The following is a 19,281-nucleotide window of genomic DNA, read 5'->3' on the forward strand; positions in this document are numbered from 1 at the left end:
CCGCGAGGAGGCTTGCAGGCGCGCGGTGTCTTATCTATATAAGACACATGCTCAACGCCCTTGCCTATCTCGTCGGCCTTCTCAGCCTCGTCATCGTCATCCCCTCGCAGATTCCGCTGCTCGGCTGGGGCAACTGGCTTGCCCTGCCGGTGATCGTGGTCGGGATCGTGCTGGGGGCGCTGTCGTCGAAGGACGGGGGGCGCAACTTTTGCCTGGTGGTGCTGCTGATCGCGGGCGTGCGGCTGAGCCTCGGAGGCGGCGTCATCTAGCCCGAGGCAATCGCGAGCCGCGCGGCCTTGGCGAACAGGGTCGCGAGCCCCGCCTCGCCGATTGTCTCCACCGGCCACCACTGCCCCGCCCCGCGCGGCTGTGACAGGGTCTCGAGCGCCTGCACCTCGAGTGTCAGATGGGCATGGGTGAAGCCGTGCCGCACCGCGCCCAGCCGCCGCCATTCGCCCGCAAGCGGCACCTTGCCCGAACCGTCGGCTTGCGCGCTCCAGCCGTCATCGGGCAGCGCGCGCATCCCGCCGAGCATTCCTTGCGCCGGGCGGGTGACGAGCCAGACCTGCGTGCCGCGCGCGCGGGTGATCCAGAAGGCGGTGCCGCGCCGCTCGGGCACCTGTTTTTTCGGCGGCTTCACCGGCAGGCGCTCGGGCTCGCCCGCCTTGCGCCCTTCGCAGGCCTCGCCGAGCGGGCAGATGAGGCAGCGCGGCGTGCGGGTGGTGCAGACGTGGCTGCCGAGATCCATCATCGCCTGCGCAAAATCGCCCGCGCGCGCCTCGGGCGTAATCGTGGCAGCGGCGGCGCGGATCGCTTTCCGCGCCCCCGGCAGCGGCGCGTCGATGGCGAAGAGCCGCGCGACCACCCGCTCGACATTGGCATCGACCACCACCGCGCGCTGACCAAAGGCGATCGCAGCGATCGCGGCGGCGGTGTAGTCGCCGAGGCCGGGGAGCGCGCGCAATTCGGCCTCGGTCGAGGGAAACCCGCCCCGCTCCGCCACCGCCCGCGCGCATTTGAGCAGATTGCGGGCGCGCGAATAGTAGCCGAGCCCTGCCCATGCCGCCATAACGTCATCGTCGCTGGCCGCCGCGAGCGCCTCGACCGTCGGCCAGATGCCCGTAAACTTCGCGAAATAGGGCTTCACCGCCGCAACCGTGGTCTGCTGGAGCATCACCTCCGACAGCCACACGCGGTAGGACCATGCCTGATCGTCCGGCAGCGGCGCGCCCGGCGGCAGGCGCCACGGCAAATCGCGCGCGTTGCGGTCATACCATTCGAGCAGATTTTCCGAGATGCTGGCAGTCACGCGCGGCCTATGGCATGGCAGACGCAATCATGGGAAGCGACAAGAAACCTCCGGCCAAGGACGGCAAGATTAAGCCCTACACCCGCCCCCGCGGCCAGGGCGCGAAGGCGATCGGCGATCTCATGCCCGAGATCGGCCGCACCGCCTTCCGCCGCTTCGGCTTCGTGCAGAGCTCGGTCGTCACCCGCTGGCCCGAGATCGTCGGGCCCAAACATGCCCGCGTGTGCAGCCCCGAGGCGATCCGCTTCCCCCTGGGCGAGAAGGCCGAGGGCATCCTCGATCTGGTGGTGATCCCGGCCCACGCGCCGCTCATCACCCAGGTGATCCCCGAGATCATCGAGCGGGTGAACCGCTTCTTCGGCTACCGCGCCGTCGCCCGGGTCAAGCTGCGCCACGGCGCGGTCACGCCCCCTGCAGACGGCCGCCCCGCCAAGCCGCCGCCCTCGCTCAAGCCGATCCCGCTGGAATTGGGCGACAGCTTGCGCGATATCGGTGATCCGGAACTGCGCACCGTGCTCGAATCGCTCGCCCGCAGCCTCACCAACAGCGAAACACCGACCCCACCGGAAGAATAGCCCCCATGATGAAGCCCCTCCTCTTCACCGCCGCCGCCCTGGCGCTGGCCGCCGGGGTCGCCTCGGCGCAGGACCTCTCGCGCCCCGACAGCAGCTTCGCGCCCAAGCCCAAGGCGGGCAACTGGCAGAACACCGTCGAGCGGACCGAGCGCGGCCACCTGATCGGCAATCCCGAGGCCAAGACCACGCTGGTCGAGTTCATCAGCTACACCTGCCCGCACTGTGCCGATTTTGCCGCGCGCGGCGAACCGGCGCTCGATGTGGTGCTGCTGGGGCCGGGCAAGATCAGGACCGAGGTGCGCCCGGTGATCCGCAACGGGCTCGACCTTGCGGTGACGCTGCTCGCCAATTGCGGCGATCCGGCGCAGTTCAAGGTGCGCCACCGCACGCTGATCCTCGCCCAGGCCGACTGGCTCGACAAGGCGCGCCTCGCGCCGCAGAGCCAGCAGGCGATCTGGCAGCGCGGCGACCGCGCCGGGCGGCAGAATGCCGCGAGCGCGCTGGGGCTCACCGCGATGCTCGCCGCCAAGGGCCAGTCCAAGGCCGAGCTCGACGCCTGCATCGCCAATGATGCCGCCGCGCAGAAGCTGCTGCGCAACGACGAGGCCGATGCCGCTGAATTCGGCGTCACCAGCACCCCCAGCTTCGCGATGGACGGCAAGCTGCTCGCCGAGGTCCACAGCTGGGAGGCTCTCTACCCGCTGCTGCGCGACCGCTTCACCGCCAAGGCCGACTGACGCGCCCACAGATTGTTCCACATCCCCCGCATGCCGGTGCTTGCTGGCATGGCGCGTGCGGGGCTATCCTTCTCCCCTAAGCGAAGTCCCGAGGATTACACGATGACCCTGACCCGCCTGTTCTCGCTCTGCCTTGCCGCACTCGCGCCGCTGCTGCTCGCGGCCTGCGGCGGGGACGCCACCGCCGATGGCGCCAGCAGCGAGCCGCTGCCGGTCGTCGCGCCGCCGGCGGGCACGACCTGGGCGCAGACGGTCGCCACCACCGAGAAGGGCGGCTACCTCGTCGGCAATCCCGATGCGCCCCTGAAGCTCATCGAATACGGCTCGCTCACCTGCCCGGCCTGCGCACGCTTTGCCGAGGAGGGGATGAAGCCGCTGATGGAGACCTACGTCAATTCGGGCCGCGTCAGCTTCGAATTCCGCAGCTTCGTGATCCACGGACCCGTAGACCTCGCCCTGACCCGACTGATCGGCTGCTCGACCCCGGGCGCCGCACTGCCGCTGGCCGACCAGATCTGGGCCAACCTCGGCGAGATCCAGATGCGCCAGCAGGCCGCAGCCCCGGCGCTCGCCAACATCAACACCCTGCCCGAAAACCAGCGTTTCGTGACTTTCGCCGAGGCGCTCGGCCTCTACGAATTCTTCGCCGCGCGCGGGATCAGCGCCGATCAGGCGCGCACCTGCATGGCCGACTTCGCCAGCCTCGAGAAGATCTCCAAGACCTCGGAAGCCTATGGCACCGAGGACAATATCAGCCAGACCCCGACTTTCGTGCTCAACGGCAACAAGGTCGATGCCTCGAGCTGGGCCGATCTCGAACCCAAGCTCCAGCGCGCCGGCGCGCGCTGAGGCGGGCACGCGGGGGCGCCGACATAGATGCAGATCCACCGGCTCAAGCTCAGCGGGTTCAAGAGCTTCGTCGAGCCGGCGGAACTGCGCATCGAGCCCGGGCTAACCGGCGTCGTCGGCCCCAACGGCTGCGGCAAGTCGAACCTCCTCGAAGCGATCCGCTGGGTCATGGGGGAAACCTCGGCCAAGTCGATGCGGTCTGGGGGCATGGAGGACGTGATCTTCGCAGGCACCTCCACGAGGCCGCCCCGCGACTTTGCCGAGGTGGTGCTCCACGCCAGCGATGATGCGGGCGACGAGTTGGTCGTCACCCGCCGGATCGAGCGCGGCGCTGGGTCAGCCTACCGCGTCAACGGCCGCGACGTGCGCGCCAAGGATGTCGCGCTGACCTTCGCCGATGCGGCGACCGGCGCGCATTCCCCCGCGCTCGTCAGCCAGGGCAAAATCGCGCAGGTGATCGCCGCCAAGCCGGCCGAGCGCCGTGCGATGCTCGAAGAAGCGGCCGGGATCGCGGGCCTCCACGTCCGCCGCAAGGATGCCGAGAGCAAGCTGCGCGCCGCCGAAACCAACCTCGCGCGTCTGGAAGACCTCATGGCGGGGCTCGACGCGCAGATCGCCTCGCTGAAGCGTCAGGCACGGCAGGCCGAGCGCTACACCGAACTCACCAAGCAGATCCAGGCCGCCGAGGCGCGACTGCTCTTCGCCCGCTGGCGCGAGGCGGCGGAAGCCGCGAAAGCGGCGCGCGCCGCCGCCGAGGGGGCCGAGGCGCGCGTGGCAGAAGCGCAGAAGGCGGTCGAGGTCGTCCAGAAGGAACAGGCCGAGGCTGCCGCAGCCCTCGCCGAAGCGCGCGACGAACTCGCCGACCGGCGCGACGATGCCTCGGCGCACGGACACCGCATGGCGGCTCTGGCGGAGAAGCTCGACGCTGCCGAAACGCGGCTGCGCGATCTCGAACGCCAGCGCGTGCGGCTCGAGGAAGACCGAACGGATGCCGACCGGCTGACCTCGGCTGCGGTCGAGGCGCTGGCGCGGCTGACGCAGGAACTTGAAGTGAGCCGCGCCGGCGTGAAGACGGCAGAGGCCGCGCGCCCGCTGCTCGCCGAAAAGGCCGAGGACAAGGAACGCGCCAGCCGCACCGCCGAACTCGCGCTCGCCAAGGCCACCGCCGATCAGGCCGGGGTCGAGGCCGAATGGCGCGTGGCCGAAGCGGCAGTCGATCAGGCGCAGGCGCGGCTTGCCCGGATCGAGGCCGAAGCCGCCCGGCTCGCCCGCACCCGCGAAGAACTCGCGGCAAGCGGCGATCCTGAGGCCGACGTGATTGCCGCGCGCGATGCATCCGAGGAGGCGGCGGCGGAACTGGCAGACCTGCGCGCCCGCCTCGCCGAGGATCAGGCGCGCAAGGCAGACCTGCAAGCGCGCCGTGATGAAGTCGCCAGCGCTCTCGCCGCAGCGCGGGCAGAACTCGCCGGGGTGGAACGTGAGCACACCGCCCTCGCCCGTGACCGCGAAGCCCGCGCCAAGCGCGAGGCCGGGCGGCAGGGCATGGCAACCCCGCTCGACCGGGTCACCGTCACCCCCGGTTACGAACGCGCGCTTGCGGCAGTGCTGGGGCGCGACGGCAAATCGCCGCTGGGCGCGCCTGCGGGGACACCCGATGGCCGGTTCTGGACGGGTGCCACCCCGCCCAAGCCGGTCGCCGACAGCCTTGCCCACCGGCTTTCGCAATGGCCCGATGAACTCGCCGCGCGCCTCGCGCTGGTGCATTGCGTCGATGAAGACGATGGCCGCGCGCTCGCGCCCGGCGAATGGCTCGTCACCCGCGCCGGGCACCTGCGGCGCTGGGACGGCTTCGTCGCGCGGGGCGAAGGTGCTGCCGAAGCCGCGCAGCTCGAAGCCGCCAACCGCTTCGCCGAACTCGACGCCGCCCTCCCCCCCTTGCGCGATGCCGCCGCCGCCGCCGAGGCCGAGGACAAGGCAGCCCGCGAGGAACTCGCCAGCCTGCAGACTAGCCTCGTCGCGCAGGAACGTGCCATCGCCGGGGCCATCGAGGCCGAGCGGCAGGCGCTGCGCCGGCTCGACCAGGCCGAGGCCGCCAAGGAACGCCTCGCCGCGCGCCTCGCCGAACTCGCCGCCAGCGCCTCGGACATCGAGGCCCAGATCGCCGCGGCGAAGGACGAGGTCGAGACTGCTCGCGAAGCCTGCGCGCGCCTCCCTGAAAAGGATGCCGGACGCGCCGCGCTCGAGGCGGCGCAAGCGAAGAACGCCGCCGCCCGCGCCGCCGTGCAGGCCGCGATGGCCGACCTCGCGGCGCAGGATCAGGCCCTCGCCGTCGCGCGCGAGCGGCTCGCGGGGCAGCAGGCCGACCACGCCGGGTGGCAGGCGCGCGCCTCCGATGCCGAGCGGCGCATGGCCGAAACCGGCCGCCGCCTCGCCGAAATCGCCGAGGAGCACGCCGTCATCGCCGCCAAGCCCGCCGCGCTCGCCGCCGAGATCGAGGCGGGCGAGGCCACCCGCACGCGGCTTGCCGCCGAACTCGCCGAAGCCGACGCCGCGATGCGCGAGGCCGACGGGCGCGCCCGCGCCGCCGACACCGCGCTCGCGCAATGCACCGAGGTTCTCGCCCAGGCCCGCGAGACCCGCGCCAGCCTCGCCGCGCGCGCCGAGAACGAGGAGCTCCGCCGCGCCGAAATGGCCCGCATCTCGGGCGAGCGCTTCCAGTGCCCCCCGCCGCTGCTGCTGTCGCGCTTCGGTTTCGACGAAAACGACCTCGCCCAAGCCCAGCAGGAATCCGAGGAACTCGAAAAACTCACCGCCGCGCGCGAGCGGATCGGGCCGGTCAATCTGGTGGCAGCGGACGAACTCGCCCGGATCGAGGCCGAGCATGGCTCCAGCGCCGAGGAGCAGGCCGAACTGGTCGAGGCCATCGCGCGGCTGAGGGGATCGATCGGTAACCTCAATCGCGAGGGCCGCGAGCGGCTGCGGGCCGCTTTCGAGGCCGTCGACGGGCATTTCCGCGTGCTGTTCACCCGCCTGTTCGAAGGCGGGCAGGCGCACCTCGCGCTGGTCGATTCGGACGATCCCTTGGAGGCGGGCCTCGAAATCTATGCCCAGCCACCGGGCAAGCGGTTGCAGTCGCTGTCGCTGCTGTCGGGCGGCGAGCAGGCGCTAACCGCGACCGCGCTGATCTTCGCGCTGTTCCTCACCAACCCCGCCCCGATCTGCGTGCTCGACGAAGTCGACGCGCCCTTGGACGATGCGAACGTCGAACGCTTCTGCGACCTCCTCGAATCGATGGTGAGCACCACCACCACCCGCTACCTGATCGTCACCCACAACGCGGTCACGATGAGCCGGATGCACCGGTTGTTCGGGGTGACGATGGCGGAAAAGGGCGTCTCGCGCCTCGTCAGCGTCGATCTGGGCGAGGCTGCGCTGCTGGCGGCGGAATAGCTTACGCCTCCAGCGCCGCAGCCAGCTTGGCGCGCACCGCTTTCAGTCCTGCGATCACTTCGGCCATGTCCGGCCCCTCGGCGACCGCGATGCGCACGCCCGGGGTCGCATCGGGATCGGCCTCGGCGCGGCGGTCGCCCGCGCGGCGGTCGGCGTGGCGGCGGTCGAGCGGGGACTTGGCGGCCGCGCGCAGCACCGCCTCGGCGCCCTTCAGGGTATAGCCCTCGCGGTTGACCAGCCGGTCGATGGTCCGGACCAGCTCGACGTCGGCTGGGCGATAGTAGCGCCGCCCGCCGCTGCGCTTCAGCGGCTTCAGCAGCGGGAACTGCGCCTCCCAATAACGTAGCACGTGAGGCCGGATGTCCAGCGCCTCGCTGACTTCGCCGATGGTGCGCAGCGCGCCCTCGTCCTTGCCGTCATCGAATGCTGTCATCTGGCCTCACCTTGCAAAATCACCCCTTGGCGATGCGTTCCTTGAGCAGCTGGCTGGCGCGGAAGGTCATCACCCGGCGCGGGGTGATCGGCACTTCGATCCCGGTCTTGGGATTGCGGCCGATCCGCTCGTTCTTGTCGCGCAGCACGAAGCTGCCGAAACCGGAAATCTTGACGTTCTCGCCCCGGGCAAGCGCGTCGCTCATCTTGGCGAGGATTGCCTCGACCAGATCGAGCGACTCCGCGCGGCTGAAACCCATCTTGCGATTGATGGTTTCCGCCAGATCGGCGCGGGTCAAAGTGCCAACCGAACGCATCATGCGAATTCTCCTTCGCGGCGCGACCCGAACAAAGGTGGCAGGTGCTTACGATTTTTGGACGCGATTGCAAAGCGATGGAGTGCGGATTGTTGAGTTTTCCTCACCTGTCTTACCAAAAGTGACAGGTGTAGTCGTGGGGGCCTCACATGCGGATGAGGCTTGCCCCCCAGGTGAAGCCGCCGCCCATCGCCTCGAGCATCACCAGATCGCCCTGCTTGATCCGCCCGTCCTTGCGCGCAACGTCGAGCGCGAGCGGCACCGAGGCGGCCGAGGTGTTGGCGTGGTCCTGCACCGTCACCACCACCTTTTCGGGCGCCAGGCCGAGCTTCTTCGCGGTCGCATCGAGGATCCGGGCATTGGCCTGATGCGGCACGACCCAGTCGATGTCGGCTGGCTTAAAGCCTGTTTCCTCAAGCACTTCCTTGAGGACGTCCGACAGGTTCACCACCGCGTGACGGAACACTTCGGGCCCGCGCATGCGGACATGGCCGACGGTCCGGGTGCTGGAAGGCCCGCCGTCGACATAGAGCAGATCGTGCTGGTCGCCGTCCGCGTGCAGCCTAGTGCCGAGGATGCCGACCCCGTCATTCGCGCCCGAGGGCGCCTCGAGCACCACCGCGCCCGCACCGTCGCCGAACAGCACGCAGGTGGTGCGGTCCTCCCAGTCGAGGATGCGGCTGAAGGTCTCCGCGCCGATCACCAGCGCGCGCTTGGCCATTCCCGTGCGCAGCAGCGAATCGGCGGTGGCGAGCGCGTAGAGGAAGCCCGAGCAAACCGCCGCGACGTCGAAGGCGATCCCGCCCTGGCAGCCGAGCGCGGCCTGCACCTTGGTGGCGGTGGCGGGGAAAGTGTTGTCGGGGGTGGCGGTGGCGAGGACGATCAGGCCGATCGAGGACGCCTCCACGCCCGCATCGGCCAGCGCCGCGCGCGCGGCGGCGATGGCGAGGGTGGAGGTGGTCTCGTCGTCCGAGGCAATGTGGCGCTGGCGGATGCCGGTGCGCGCGACGATCCATTCGTCCGAGGTATCGACGGTCTCGGCCAGTTCGGCATTGGTCACCACCCGCTTAGGCAGCGCCGAACCGGTGCCGAGCACGCGCGAACCGCTCACGCAGTCGCCTCGCTGTCCTTGGAGGTGCCAGCCGGGGCCGCCGGTGCGCTCTGGCGCAGCGTGCCCTCGCCCAGCCGCGAGAGATCCTGCGCGATCCGTTCGGTGAGCTTGTTCTCGAGCAGCCGCGCGGTCACGGCCACGGCATGGGCGACGCCCTTGGCGGTGGCGCTGCCGTGGCTCTTCACCACCACGCCGTTCAAACCGAGGAAGACCGCGCCATTGTGGTTGTTGGGATCGAGATGGTGCTTGAGCAACTCGGTCGCCGGCCGCGAGACCAGAAAGCCGATCTTGGAACGCAGCGAGGAGGTGAAGGCCTGACGCAGCAGATCGGTCACGAAGCGCGCCGAGCCCTCGATCGCCTTCAAAGCGATATTGCCCGAAAAGCCGTCGGTCACGACCACATGAGTCTCGCCGCGGTTGATCTTGTCGCTCTCGACGAAGCCGTCGAAAGTCAGCGCGAGCCCGTCATTGGCCGAGGCCGCGGTCAGCATTGCGGCGGCATCGCGCAGTTCCTCGGTGCCCTTGATTTCTTCGGTGCCGATGTTGAGCAGGCGGACGACCGGCTTGTCGAAGCCGTTGACGATCCGCGAATAGGCCGCGCCCATCACCGCATATTGCACGAGGTTTCTCGCATCGGCCTCGGTATTGGCGCCGAGGTCGAGCATCACCACGTCGTGCGATTGCAGGGTCGGCATGATCGCCGCGAGCGCGGGGCGGTCGATCCCGGGCATGGTTCTGAGGGCGAGCTTGCTCATCGCCATCAGCGCGCCGGTATTGCCCGCGCTGACCGCGGCGCCGGCCTCGCCGGTCTTCACCGCGTTGACGGCGAGCCCCATCGAGGTGGTCTTGGCCCGGCGGATAGCCTTGCTCGGCAACTCGTCACCGCCCACCACATCGTCGCAATGGAGGATTTCGGAGGCGGCGCGCAGATTGGGGTGGTTGTCGAGCGCGGCTTCGATCCGCGCCTGATCGCCGACCAGCAGGAACTTGAACTTCTCGTGCTGGCGACGGGCGAGCGCCGCGCCCTCGACCATGACGCGCACGCCTTCATCGCCGCCCATCGCGTCAACGGCGATACGCGGGAGGCTCATGCTGCGTTACTCCGGTTCAAGATGTGAGCCACCGGCGCTTAGCCGACGGCGACGACCTGACGCCCGTTATAGTGGCCGCAATGGCCGCAGATGTTGTGCGGGCGCTTGAGTTCGCCACAGTTCGGGCACTCGTGGAATGCCTCGACCTTCAGGGCATCGTGCGAGCGACGCATGCCGCGACGGGAAGGCGATACTTTTCTCTTGGGGACAGCCATGGTCGCACCATTTCCTCAAATAACTGACGTGGCAACGCCTGTTGGAAGTGGCGGCGCCCTGATTCTCGAAGGCCGCCCTTACGGCAAGGAGCCCAAGCACACAAGCACGAGACTTGCGCGCTTTCCTTGGCCAGCAGCGGCGGGAAGCGGCGCGCTATAGCGAAAAATTCGCGCGTTGCAAGCAGCCTCGGCGCGGCCTAGCACGGCGTGGCAATAGTGAAGGGATCGCTACATGATTATGTTGCCCGTAACCCTCGCCTCCGCCGCTGCGGCAGGCATCCTCTCGATCTGGCTGGCGCTCAGGATCAACGCCGCGCGCAGCGCCGCCGGGGTCTATCTCGGCGACGGCGGCAACGAGGCGATCCAGCGGCGGATGCGGGCGCAGGCGAATTTCGTCGAATACACCCCCTTCGTGCTCGCGCTGATCGGGGCGATCGAGCTGTCGGGCAAGGGCAGCTGGTGGCTGGGGGTGGTTGCGGCGGTCTATTTCGCGGGGCGCATCGGCCATGGCTTCGGGATGGACGGCGGAGCGCTGCTGAAGGGGCGGTTCATCGGCACCATGACCACGCTGCTGACGCTGCTCGGCCTGTCGGTGGCCGCCGCGCTGATCATGGCCGGCATCATCTAGACCCGCATCAGCTTGCCCGCGCGCTCGGGCAGGTCGGCAGGCAGGCATATGTCCCAGGCGAGCCCCGTCTGCTCGAGTAGGCGGATGAAGGCATAGCCCCAGTCGCTCTGGCCCTTGTGCAAGCCGATGCGCGCGCTGCCGGGATAGGCGTGATGGTTGTTGTGCCACGCCTCGCCCATGGTGAGGAGCCCGGCCCAGGGCACGTCATGCGCCTGCACGCCCGCATCCGCGACCTGCCAGTGCTGGGGGCCGCGCCGGTGGGCGAGGTGGCCGACCAGCCAGTGCCCGTGCACCGTCAGCGCGACCCGCACGAAGACGCCCCACACCACGAAGGCCCAGCCGCCCGCGAGGTAGAGCACGCCCGCGACGGGCAGCTGCTGGAGCATCCACGTCCGCTCCAGCCAGCGCAGGAAAGGCGAGGCCTCGAGCGCGGCGATGTCGAAGCGCGGGGGGCTTTCGAGATCGAGACGGCAATGGAGCTGCCACCATGCGTCGATCAGCATCGGGCGGCGGTGGGCGAGGTAATCGTGGCAGCGCGGCTGGCGCTGCGCCCAGTCGCGCAGGTCGTGGGTGCGCACGATCCACAAGGGCCCGCTCATCCCCGCCACGGTGCCGCACCAGATCAGGAAGGCCCGCAAGGCCGGAGTCGTGCGGAAGCTGCCGTGGATCAGCAGGCGGTGGAAGCCGACAGAGTGGCCCAGCAACAGCATCGCACCGGTCAGCGTGATGCCCGTGACGACCGCCGCCGGCGTGGTGAAAAACGGCGCGAAGCCGAGCGCTCCGAGCAGCATCCCGCCGTTCCACAGGCTGTGCCCCGCATCCCAGCGCACCGTGCCGTGGACCGCGTCGGCGCCGGGGGTATGGGCGATCCAGTTCACCTCGCATCGGTCACGCGTCATCGGGCTCTCCATTGTGTAGATAATTAATGCATCGCTTAATTACTCGATAGCACTGGAAAGTATTTAAGCAAGCCCTTACATGATGGGCCCATGCAGAAAGTCTTCGAAGCCCTCGCCTCCTCGGTGCGCCGCAAGATCCTGGCCTACCTGTCGGAATCCGAACTGACCGCCGGGCAGATCGCGGAGCGATTCGCCATCTCCAAGCCGGCGGTCTCGCAGCACCTTAGCGTACTGGAGAATGCGGGACTCGTGGAGAGCGAGAAGCGCGGGCAGTTCGTGCATTACCGGCTGGTGCGCGAGAACCTCGCGAACACATTGAACGGCTATGTGCAGGAAGTCTGCCCGGTCTCACGCCCGCTCAAGAAGGAGAGCAAGGCGCTGAGCGAAGCGGCGAAGGGCGGCCGCGAAGACGACTGAGGATCAACCCGTCCCTCCCCGTTCGCTTGCGAATGGGGAGGTGGCAGCCCGCAGGGCTGACGGAGGGGTAGGGCGTCGCAGCAAAACCCCTCCACCACCCGCTCACGCGGGCGGTCCCCCTCCCCATCCCTGCGGGACGGGGAGGCACCTTGGCGATCAGCTCAAGATATAATCGCTCACGAACGCATTGGTTTTGCGCTCGCGGCCGAAGGTGCTCGTCGGGCCGTGGCCGGGAATGAACATTACGTCCTCACCCAGCGGCCAGAGGCGCTGGGTGATCGAGTCGATCAGGTCCTGGTGATTGCCGCGCGGGAAGTCCGTCCGCCCGATCGAGCCCTGGAACAGCACGTCGCCGACGATCGCGAAGCGGCTGGGTTCGTGGAAGAACACCACATGGCCCGGGGTGTGGCCGGGGCAGTGGATCACGTCCAAGGTGAGTTCGCCCACCGTCACCGTGTCGCCGTGCTTGAGCCAGCGGGTCGGGGTGAAGCTCTTCGCGACCATCCCCCAGCGCGGGCCGTCGTCGTCGAGCTGGTCGATCCAGAAGCGGTCATCCTCGTGCGGGCCTTCGATGGGCAGGCCGAGTTCGTCGGCCAGCATCCCGGTCTGCCCGCAATGGTCCAAGTGCCCGTGGGTGACGAACAGCTTCTCGAGGGTAACGCCCGCCTTGGCGACGCCCTCCTTGAGCTTGTCCAAGTCCCCGCCGGGATCGACCAGCGCACCCTTCATGGTCTTGGTGCACCAGATCAGCGAACAGTTCTGCTGGAGCGGCGTCACGGGGATGATCGCGGCGCGCATGGGGAGTTGGGGCTGTTCGGTCATGCCATGCAAATGCCGCTCGCGACTGCCAAATGCAATCACCCAAAGTGCGCGGTGGGGAGCGGCGCGCGGTCGGGCGCTACCCAGTTGCGCCGCGCTGCGGGCGTGAACAGCACCTCGCGCGACCAGTGCTCGAGGATCCAGTCCGAACGCCCGAAACGCCCCGCCATCAGCGCCGCAAGGACGTCGCCAAGCGGCGCGCCGGGATGCGCCTCGAGCACCGCCTGTGCAGCATGAAGCGAGGCGATGGTGATGGTGTGATGATAGCCCGCGCTGTCGGTGTTGGGCGTTCCATGCGCATCGTTGAGCGCCATGATGGTCTCGCGCATCGCCTCCGGCGTCGCGCTTTCAGGCGCATGGCGCAGGCACCAGAGGGCGTAGGCGAAGTGGCCGGCATGGGTCCATTCGGTCTTGGGCAAACACGCCGCCTGCACCTTTGCGGCGTGAGCGGCGATGGCGTGGTCGCTGGCGAGATCGGTCATGGCCGGCGCGCCTAGACCCGCCCCCCCTTCCACACAACCCGCCCGATGATCTCGACCTCCTCGGCCGCTACCTCGACCGGCGGGTAGGCGAAGTTCTGCGAAAGCAGCGCCACCCGCCCCGGCCCCGCGCTCGCGACGCGCTTCACCATCAGTGTCTCGCCCACGCGCACCACGTGGATGCCGTCGCGGAAGGCGCGCGGCGCGCGGTCGACGAGGATTTCGTCGCCGTCGTTGAGCAGCGGCTCCATCGAATCCCCCTCCACCCGGATCGCGGAGAGCTCGGCGCGGGCGAGGCCCTGTTCCTCGAGCCAGCGGCGCGAGAAGCGGAAGGTGTCGAAAGCGGCCTCGGTGCCCGGCACCCGCCCTGCCCCGGCAGCCGCGCCAAGATCGAGGCGGGGGACCTCCACCCACTCGGCCTCGCCCCGCCGCTTAGGGGGGACTACATAGGAATTTTCCTGCGCCTCGCGCAATTCCTCCTCGCCCACGCCAAGGAAGCGGGCGAGCGTCGCGCGGTCCTGTTCCTCCAGCTTACGCGGACTACCCTTGCGAATGAATTGCTGGAGATAGCTCGGATTACGCCCGAGCAACTCGGATAACGCGGCAAGGCTCACCCCCCTCGCCTGAGACAATTCGAGCAGCCGCGCGCGGGGGCCATCGGGGATTCCACGGGGTTTTTGAGCGGTGTCTGACATGAATTCATCCTACGCGAAGGATTTTTCCTAGACAAGTAGGAAATGTAGTGAAACAAATCAGGAACATCGGGCGAGTCGCCCGGTGCGAATCGCCCAGATCAGCTATTTGAGGGACGCAAAACCATGCTGCTAAGGACCGTCGAAACCTTCCTGAGGACCCACAACCTGCCCGCCACCAAGTTCGGGCGGCTTGCCCACCACGATCCGCGCTTCGTGCTCGACCTGCGCATGGGCCGCACCCCGCGCCGTGACACCGAGATGCGCACCCGCGCCTGGATGCAGGGCTATGCCGCGCGCGCGGCGGAGACGGAGTTTTCCAAGCAGGGGGAGATGGCCTGATGCTTACCGAAAGCCTGCGCGATCCCTTCGCCGATCTCGCCGCCGACTTCGCGCCTGTCGAGGTCAAATCTGCCCCGCTGCCGGTTAGCGCTCCCCCCGCGCTGCGCCCCCGCCGCACGCTCGCCGACCGGGTCCGCGCCGGGCTGATGGACATCACCGGCGGCGCGGGCACGGTGCTCGCCCACGAGGAAAAGGCCTGGGCCTCGATCACCTTCGCCGGCACGCGCCACGAGGTGACGCTCGAATTCTGCGGTGCCGATGCGGTGGTGGCGGGCGAGGAGCTGATCGAGCGCCTGCCCGACCACGAATTCACCATCCCCCGCCAGCTGGTCGCCGATGCGACCATCACCAAGGTCGACCACCGCTTCGGCGCGATGGAGCGGCTGGAGGTGACGGCGGTGCTTTTGCTGCTGGAGGAGGGTTAGGAAGGAGCCCCCTCCTTTTCAAAGGAGGGGGTTGGGGGTGGTTGCGCGGCGCGAAGCGTCGCGCCCGGATATAGGCACCACCCCGCTGCGACTATGGCCCGGCAAGTGCCGGGCCAAGTCTCGCTGCCCCTCCTCTGAAGAGGAGGGGTGACTAGGTTCTGCGAATAACCAAATTCCGGATCTCGCTCATGTCCTCCATCGCGAAGCGCACGCCTTCGCGGCCCAGACCTGAATCCTTCACCCCGCCATAGGGCATGTTGTCGACCCGGTAGCTCGGCACGTCGTTGATGACCACGCCGCCGACATCGAGCCGGTCCCAGGCGTCGAACATCTGGAACAGGTCGCGGGTGAAGATGCCGGCCTGCAGCCCGAACTTGGAGTTGTTGACCTCCTCGAGCGCTTCATCGAAGTGGTCGAACTTCTGGAGGATCGCGAGCGGCCCGAAGGCTTCCTCGTTCTTCGCCTTGGCATCATCGGGCACGCCTTCGAGCAGGGTCGCCTCAAGCATGTTGCCCCGCGACAACCCCCCGCCGCACAGCAGGCTCGCGCCCGCCGCGACCGCCTCGTCGATCCAGCCCTTCAAGCGCTTGGCCTCGCCGTCCGAGATCATCGGGCCGATGAAGGTGTCGCGGTCCTTGGGATCGCCCGCGATCAGCTTGCCAGCGCGCTCGACCAACATCGCCTTGAATGTGTCGTAAACCCCCGCGTGGATCAGGATGCGCTGCACCCCGATGCACGACTGGCCCGACTGGTAGAAGGCTCCGAAGATCACCCGCTCCAGCGCGTCGGCCAGATCGGCATCGCGGTCGATGATCACCGCCGCATTGCCGCCGAGCTCAAGCACGACCTTCTTCTTGCCCGCCTTGGCCTTGAGGTCCCAGCCCACCCCGGGCGAGCCGGTGAAGGAGAGGAGCTTCAGCCGCTCGTCCTCGGTGAACAGGTCGGCCCCGTCGCGGCTGGCGGGGAGGATGGAGAAGGCGCCCTCGGGCAGGACGTCGCACTCCGCCAGCACCTCACCCATGATGATCGCGCCGAGCGGCGTCTTGGAGGCGGGCTTCATCACGAAGGGGCAGCCGACCGCGATGGCGGGCGCGATCTTGTGCGCGGCAAGGTTGAGCGGGAAGTTGAACGGCGAGATGAAGCTGCACGGGCCGATGGGCACGCGCTTCCACATCCCCTGATAGCCCTTGGCGCGCGGGGAGATGTCGAGCGGCTGGACCTCGCCGTAGTTGCGCACCGCTTCCTCGGCCGCGATGCGGAAGGTGTCGATCAGTCGGGTGACCTCTCCTTCGGCATCCTTGATCGGCTTGCCGGCCTCGACGCACAGGGCATAGGCGAGCTCGTCGAAGCGCTCGCGGAAGCGCTTGACGCAGTGCATCAGCACGTCCTGCTTTTCGAAGCTCGCCAGCCGCGCCATCGGCTCGGCCGCGCGCACCGCACCCGCGATGCCTTCCTCGATCACATCGGGCGTCGCCAGCGCGGTGCGAAAGGCGACCTCGCCGGTGTATTTGTCGGTCACCTCGAGATCGGCGTTGGGCTGCACCGCCTTGTTGTTGAGGTAGAGCGGGTAGACATCCTTGAGCATGGTCACTTCCTTCGCACCTCCTGACTGCGGGAGGGGGTGATCGGAGGCGCGTGACTCCGATCACGGGTGGGAAAGCAGGGGCGGCGTTTCGGGCCCACCCCTAACCCCTCCCGCGAGCGGGAGGGGGACATGGGATTACAACGCCTTCGACAGCGCCTTGATATCCTTGTTCAGGATCTGGTCGTTCTCGGTGTAGTCCACCGGGCAATCGATCAGATGCACCCCCGGCGTGTCGCGGCAGTGGACGAGCAGTTCGCGCAGATGCTCGGACGAGGTCACCCGGTGCCCGGTCGCGCCGTAGCTTTCGGCGTATTTGACGTAGTCCGGGTTGCCATAGGTCAGGCCGAAATCGACGAAGCCCATATTGGCCTGCTTCCAGCGGATCATCCCGTAGGCATCGTCGCGCAGGATCAGCACGGTGAGATTGAGGCCGAGGCGCACCGCGGTCTCCATCTCCTGGCTGTTCATCATGAACCCGCCGTCGCCGCAGATCGCCATGACCTTGCGTTCGGGATAGAGCATCGCGCTCATCATCGCGGAGGGCAGCCCTGCGCCCATCGTCGCCAGCGCGTTGTCGAGCAGCACGGTGTTGGGCAGGTAAGCGGTATAGCCCCTCGCGAACCAGATCTTGTAGACCCCGTTGTCGAGGCAGATGATCCCGTCATGCGGCATCGCGTCGCGCACCTGCTGCACCAGATGCGGCGGGAAGATCGGGAAGCGGGTGTCAGCCGCAAGCTTGCCGGTGTGTTCCATCTCGGCCTGATGATAGGCGAGCATGTGGGCGAAATCCCAGCTGCGGTTGGGGCTGATGTCTTCCTTGATCTGCCAGATCGCGTTGGCGATGTCGCCGATCACCTCGATCTGCGGGAAGTAGACCGGATCGACCTCCGCGGTGCGGGTCGAGACGTGGATCACGGTGACGCCGTTATCCTTCATGAAGAAGGGCGGCTTTTCGATCACGTCATGGCCGACATTGATGATGCAGTCCGCTGCTTCCACCGCACGGTGGACGAAGTCCCCGGCCGACAGCGCCGCGCAGCCGAGGAACTTGGGGTGCCGCTCATCGATCACGCCCTTGCCCATCTGGGTGGTGAGGAAGGGGATCCCGGTCTTCTCGACCAGCTGTTCGAGCATCCGCCCGCACAGCTTGCGGTTGGCACCCGCGCCGATCACCAGCACCGGGTTCTTCGCCTTCTCGATCGCCTGCACCGCGGCGCGCACCGCCTTGGGCTCGGCGCTGGGGCGGCGCGCGATGCTCTTGGGCAGCGGCTTCCAGTCGGTGGTGGGTTCCTCGGCGATATCCTCGGGCAGCTCGATCAGCGTGGCGCCGGGCTTTTCCTCCTCGGCGAGGCGATAGGCCTCGCGCACGCGGCTGGGGATGTTGTCGCCCGCCGCGATCTGGATCGCATACTTCGTGATCGGCTTCATCAGCGAGACGATGTCGACGATCTGGAAGCGGCCCTGCTTCGATTTCTTGATCGGCTTCTGCCCGGTGATCATCAGCACCGGCATCCCGCCCAATTGCGCATAGGCCGCCGAGGTCACGAAGTTGGTCGCGCCCGGGCCGAGCGTGGCAACGCACACGCCGGTCTTCCCGGTGTGACGGCCATAGGTCGCGGCCATGAAACCCGCGCCCTGTTCGTGGCGGGTGAGGATCAGCTTGATCTTGGTCGACCGGCTGAGCGAATCGAGGAAATCGAGGTTCTCTTCCCCCGGCACGCCGAAGATATACTCGCAGCCTTCCGCTTCGAGACACTCGACAAATACGTCCGAGGCTTTTTTGGTATCGCTCATCTGTTCCCCCCTTCGCATAACGCAGCCCCCCGGCTGGCAAGAGCCGCGCGCCATCCCATCCCCATGAGATAGCGCGCGCGTATTACCGCCCGGTGATGGGCGATTTGCAGGGCGGAGTATTGCAGAAAAGCGCCAGATCGCCAGTGCGATTCTGCCGCGCGCGCTGCCTTCAGTACCCCAGCTTCGGGTCGAACACCGGCGCGACCGGCTCTCCGCGCAGGTAACGCTCTAGATTGTCGAGGAAACGCTCGCCCGAGCGGACGAACATCTTGTCCTGCGCCCGGCCCGACAGGTGCATCGAGATATGCGCGTTGGGCAGGGTCCAGAGCACGTCGTCGGCCGGGAGCGGCTCGGGCGTGGTGACATCGAGGAAGGCGCCCCCGATCTGCTTCGCCTGAAGCGCCGCCACCAGCGCCGGCTGGTCGATCACCGCGCCGCGCGCGATGTTGACGATGATGCAGTCGGGTTTCATCGCCGCGAGCTCTTCGGCGCCGATCATCGCGTCGGTCTCGGGCGTGGCGGGGACGGCGAGGATCACCCAGTCGAATTGGCCGAGCGCGGCGCGCCACTGGTCGGGGCCGAGCGTGCCCTCTCCGCCAGAGCGGCGCACCACGGTGACATCGATGTCGAAGGCCTCGAGCCGTGGCTTGATCAGCTTGCCGATCGCCCCGTAGCCGAGCAGCAGCGCCTTCGATCCGGCGAGTTCGCGCTTGCCCGGGCTGTCGAACAGCCACTCGTACCGGTCCTGCGCCCGCACCACCTCGCGATAGCCCTTGGCGATGGTGAGCATTCCCATCACCACATATTCGGCAATGGTGACAGCGTTGATCCCCGCCCCGTTGGTGACGGTGATATTGCGCTCGATCAGCACGTCCATCGGCAGGAAATCGAGGCCGGCGTAGATCGAATTGAGCCACTTGAGCTTCTTCGCCGCAATCAGCGTCGCTGCCATCGCCTCCTTGTCGTTCATGTCGAACCAGCCGATCTCGGCGTCGGCGACGGCGGTCGCGGCTTCCTCGGCGGACATGAACCAGCGCACGTCGAGGCCTTGCGGAAGGCGGTGTTCGAGCATCGGGCGGATCAGCCCGGAGATGGCGAGAATGGTCATGGCGCCA

The 19,281-nt window shown here is 68.0% G+C and carries 22 protein-coding genes; 9 read left to right on the top strand and 13 right to left on the bottom strand.

Annotation, left to right across the window (positions count from 1 at the left end; translation table 11 throughout):
* The first annotated feature begins 47 nt into the window (after positions 1-47).
* On the top strand, positions 48-269 hold the full coding sequence (locus tag PFX90_RS13260) for a hypothetical protein (protein ID WP_285713014.1): 222 nt from the start codon (positions 48-50) through the stop codon (positions 267-269).
* Here PFX90_RS13260 and PFX90_RS13265 read toward each other — a convergent pair.
* Complete coding sequence (locus PFX90_RS13265) at positions 266-1,309, bottom strand: A/G-specific adenine glycosylase (RefSeq protein ID WP_285713015.1); 1,044 nt, start codon at positions 1,307-1,309, stop codon at positions 266-268. The two genes, PFX90_RS13260 and PFX90_RS13265, sit on opposite strands and share 4 nt — an antisense overlap.
* Positions 1,310-1,323: 14 nt before the next feature.
* Between PFX90_RS13265 and PFX90_RS13270 the strand changes: the two genes are divergently transcribed.
* The 4 genes from PFX90_RS13270 (at position 1,324) to PFX90_RS13285 (ending at position 6,920) form a co-directional block, all read left to right on the top strand.
* Positions 1,324-1,884 carry a DUF721 domain-containing protein gene (locus PFX90_RS13270; RefSeq protein ID WP_285713018.1) on the top strand — a complete coding sequence of 187 codons (561 nt, stop codon included), beginning with the start codon at positions 1,324-1,326 and terminating at the stop codon, positions 1,882-1,884.
* A gap of 5 nt (positions 1,885-1,889) precedes the next feature.
* Positions 1,890-2,621, top strand: coding sequence for a thioredoxin domain-containing protein (locus PFX90_RS13275; protein ID WP_285713019.1), 732 nt, complete (start codon positions 1,890-1,892; stop codon positions 2,619-2,621).
* A 102-nt stretch (positions 2,622-2,723) separates the two neighbouring features.
* Positions 2,724-3,470 carry a DsbA family protein gene (locus PFX90_RS13280; RefSeq protein ID WP_285713020.1) on the top strand — a complete coding sequence of 249 codons (747 nt, stop codon included), beginning with the start codon at positions 2,724-2,726 and terminating at the stop codon, positions 3,468-3,470.
* A 27-nt stretch (positions 3,471-3,497) separates the two neighbouring features.
* Positions 3,498-6,920 (top strand): chromosome segregation SMC family protein, encoded by a 3,423-nt coding sequence (locus tag PFX90_RS13285; protein WP_285713021.1) that lies wholly within the window; start codon positions 3,498-3,500, stop codon positions 6,918-6,920.
* Between the two features lies 1 nt (position 6,921).
* On the opposite strand, the gene PFX90_RS13290 is transcribed toward PFX90_RS13285, so the two are convergent.
* The 5 genes from PFX90_RS13290 to rpmF all read right to left on the bottom strand — a co-directional run bounded on the left by PFX90_RS13290 (position 6,922) and on the right by rpmF (position 10,086).
* The gene (locus PFX90_RS13290; RefSeq protein ID WP_285713022.1) at positions 6,922-7,353 is read right to left on the bottom strand and encodes a MerR family transcriptional regulator; all 432 of its coding nucleotides are present in this window, start codon (positions 7,351-7,353) and stop codon (positions 6,922-6,924) included.
* 19 nt (positions 7,354-7,372) lie between these two features.
* Positions 7,373-7,672: an integration host factor subunit alpha gene (locus PFX90_RS13295; protein ID WP_197426385.1), complete on the bottom strand. Its 300-nt coding sequence runs from the start codon at positions 7,670-7,672 to the stop codon at positions 7,373-7,375.
* Positions 7,673-7,814: 142 nt separating this feature from the next.
* Entirely contained in the window at positions 7,815-8,780 is a 966-nt protein-coding gene (locus tag PFX90_RS13300; RefSeq protein WP_285713024.1) for a beta-ketoacyl-ACP synthase III, read from the bottom strand.
* On the bottom strand, positions 8,777-9,871 hold the full coding sequence (gene plsX, locus PFX90_RS13305; RefSeq protein ID WP_285713025.1) for a phosphate acyltransferase PlsX: 1,095 nt from the start codon (positions 9,869-9,871) through the stop codon (positions 8,777-8,779). The genes PFX90_RS13300 and plsX overlap by 4 nt, the downstream gene beginning before the upstream one ends.
* Positions 9,872-9,909: 38 nt before the next feature.
* Entirely contained in the window at positions 9,910-10,086 is a 177-nt protein-coding gene (gene rpmF, locus PFX90_RS13310) for a 50S ribosomal protein L32 (protein ID WP_086736123.1), read from the bottom strand.
* A 232-nt stretch (positions 10,087-10,318) separates the two neighbouring features.
* On the opposite strand from rpmF, the gene PFX90_RS13315 reads away from it, so the two are divergent.
* Entirely contained in the window at positions 10,319-10,714 is a 396-nt protein-coding gene (locus PFX90_RS13315) for an MAPEG family protein (protein ID WP_285713026.1), read from the top strand.
* Here the strand turns inward: PFX90_RS13315 and PFX90_RS13320 are convergent.
* A complete protein-coding gene (locus tag PFX90_RS13320; protein WP_285713027.1) occupies positions 10,711-11,613 on the bottom strand; it encodes an acyl-CoA desaturase in 903 nt (300 codons plus the stop codon). The genes PFX90_RS13315 and PFX90_RS13320 overlap by 4 nt on opposite strands.
* A gap of 90 nt (positions 11,614-11,703) precedes the next feature.
* Here PFX90_RS13320 and PFX90_RS13325 point away from each other — a divergent pair, with 90 nt between their 5' ends.
* Positions 11,704-12,030, top strand: coding sequence for a metalloregulator ArsR/SmtB family transcription factor (locus PFX90_RS13325; RefSeq protein ID WP_285713028.1), 327 nt, complete (start codon positions 11,704-11,706; stop codon positions 12,028-12,030).
* Between the two features lie 156 nt (positions 12,031-12,186).
* Here PFX90_RS13325 and PFX90_RS13330 read toward each other — a convergent pair whose 3' ends face one another.
* The 3 genes from PFX90_RS13330 to PFX90_RS13340 are packed head-to-tail and all read right to left on the bottom strand — an operon-like array spanning position 12,187 to position 14,023.
* Positions 12,187-12,828 carry an MBL fold metallo-hydrolase gene (locus PFX90_RS13330; RefSeq protein ID WP_285713592.1) on the bottom strand — a complete coding sequence of 214 codons (642 nt, stop codon included), beginning with the start codon at positions 12,826-12,828 and terminating at the stop codon, positions 12,187-12,189.
* 59 nt (positions 12,829-12,887) lie between these two features.
* On the bottom strand, positions 12,888-13,331 hold the full coding sequence (locus PFX90_RS13335) for a hypothetical protein (RefSeq protein WP_285713029.1): 444 nt from the start codon (positions 13,329-13,331) through the stop codon (positions 12,888-12,890).
* A gap of 11 nt (positions 13,332-13,342) precedes the next feature.
* Positions 13,343-14,023 (bottom strand): S24 family peptidase, encoded by a 681-nt coding sequence (locus tag PFX90_RS13340; protein ID WP_285713030.1) that lies wholly within the window; start codon positions 14,021-14,023, stop codon positions 13,343-13,345.
* Between the two features lie 123 nt (positions 14,024-14,146).
* On the opposite strand from PFX90_RS13340, the gene PFX90_RS13345 reads away from it, so the two are divergent.
* Positions 14,147-14,362 carry a hypothetical protein gene (locus PFX90_RS13345; protein WP_285713031.1) on the top strand — a complete coding sequence of 72 codons (216 nt, stop codon included), beginning with the start codon at positions 14,147-14,149 and terminating at the stop codon, positions 14,360-14,362.
* Positions 14,362-14,787: a hypothetical protein gene (locus PFX90_RS13350; RefSeq protein WP_285713032.1), complete on the top strand. Its 426-nt coding sequence runs from the start codon at positions 14,362-14,364 to the stop codon at positions 14,785-14,787. The genes PFX90_RS13345 and PFX90_RS13350 overlap by 1 nt, the downstream gene beginning before the upstream one ends.
* Positions 14,788-14,938: 151 nt before the next feature.
* Here PFX90_RS13350 and PFX90_RS13355 read toward each other — a convergent pair whose 3' ends face one another.
* The 3 genes from PFX90_RS13355 to PFX90_RS13365 all read right to left on the bottom strand — a co-directional run bounded on the left by PFX90_RS13355 (position 14,939) and on the right by PFX90_RS13365 (position 19,274).
* Positions 14,939-16,372, bottom strand: coding sequence for an aldehyde dehydrogenase family protein (locus tag PFX90_RS13355; RefSeq protein ID WP_285713033.1), 1,434 nt, complete (start codon positions 16,370-16,372; stop codon positions 14,939-14,941).
* A 135-nt stretch (positions 16,373-16,507) separates the two neighbouring features.
* Entirely contained in the window at positions 16,508-18,166 is a 1,659-nt protein-coding gene (locus PFX90_RS13360) for an acetolactate synthase large subunit (protein ID WP_285713034.1), read from the bottom strand.
* Between the two features lie 169 nt (positions 18,167-18,335).
* Entirely contained in the window at positions 18,336-19,274 is a 939-nt protein-coding gene (locus PFX90_RS13365; protein WP_285713036.1) for a D-2-hydroxyacid dehydrogenase, read from the bottom strand.
* Positions 19,275-19,281 lie beyond the last annotated feature (7 nt).

It is taken from the genome of Erythrobacter oryzae, assembly GCF_030271515.1.
Taxonomy (GTDB): Bacteria; Pseudomonadota; Alphaproteobacteria; order Sphingomonadales; family Sphingomonadaceae; genus Erythrobacter; species Erythrobacter oryzae.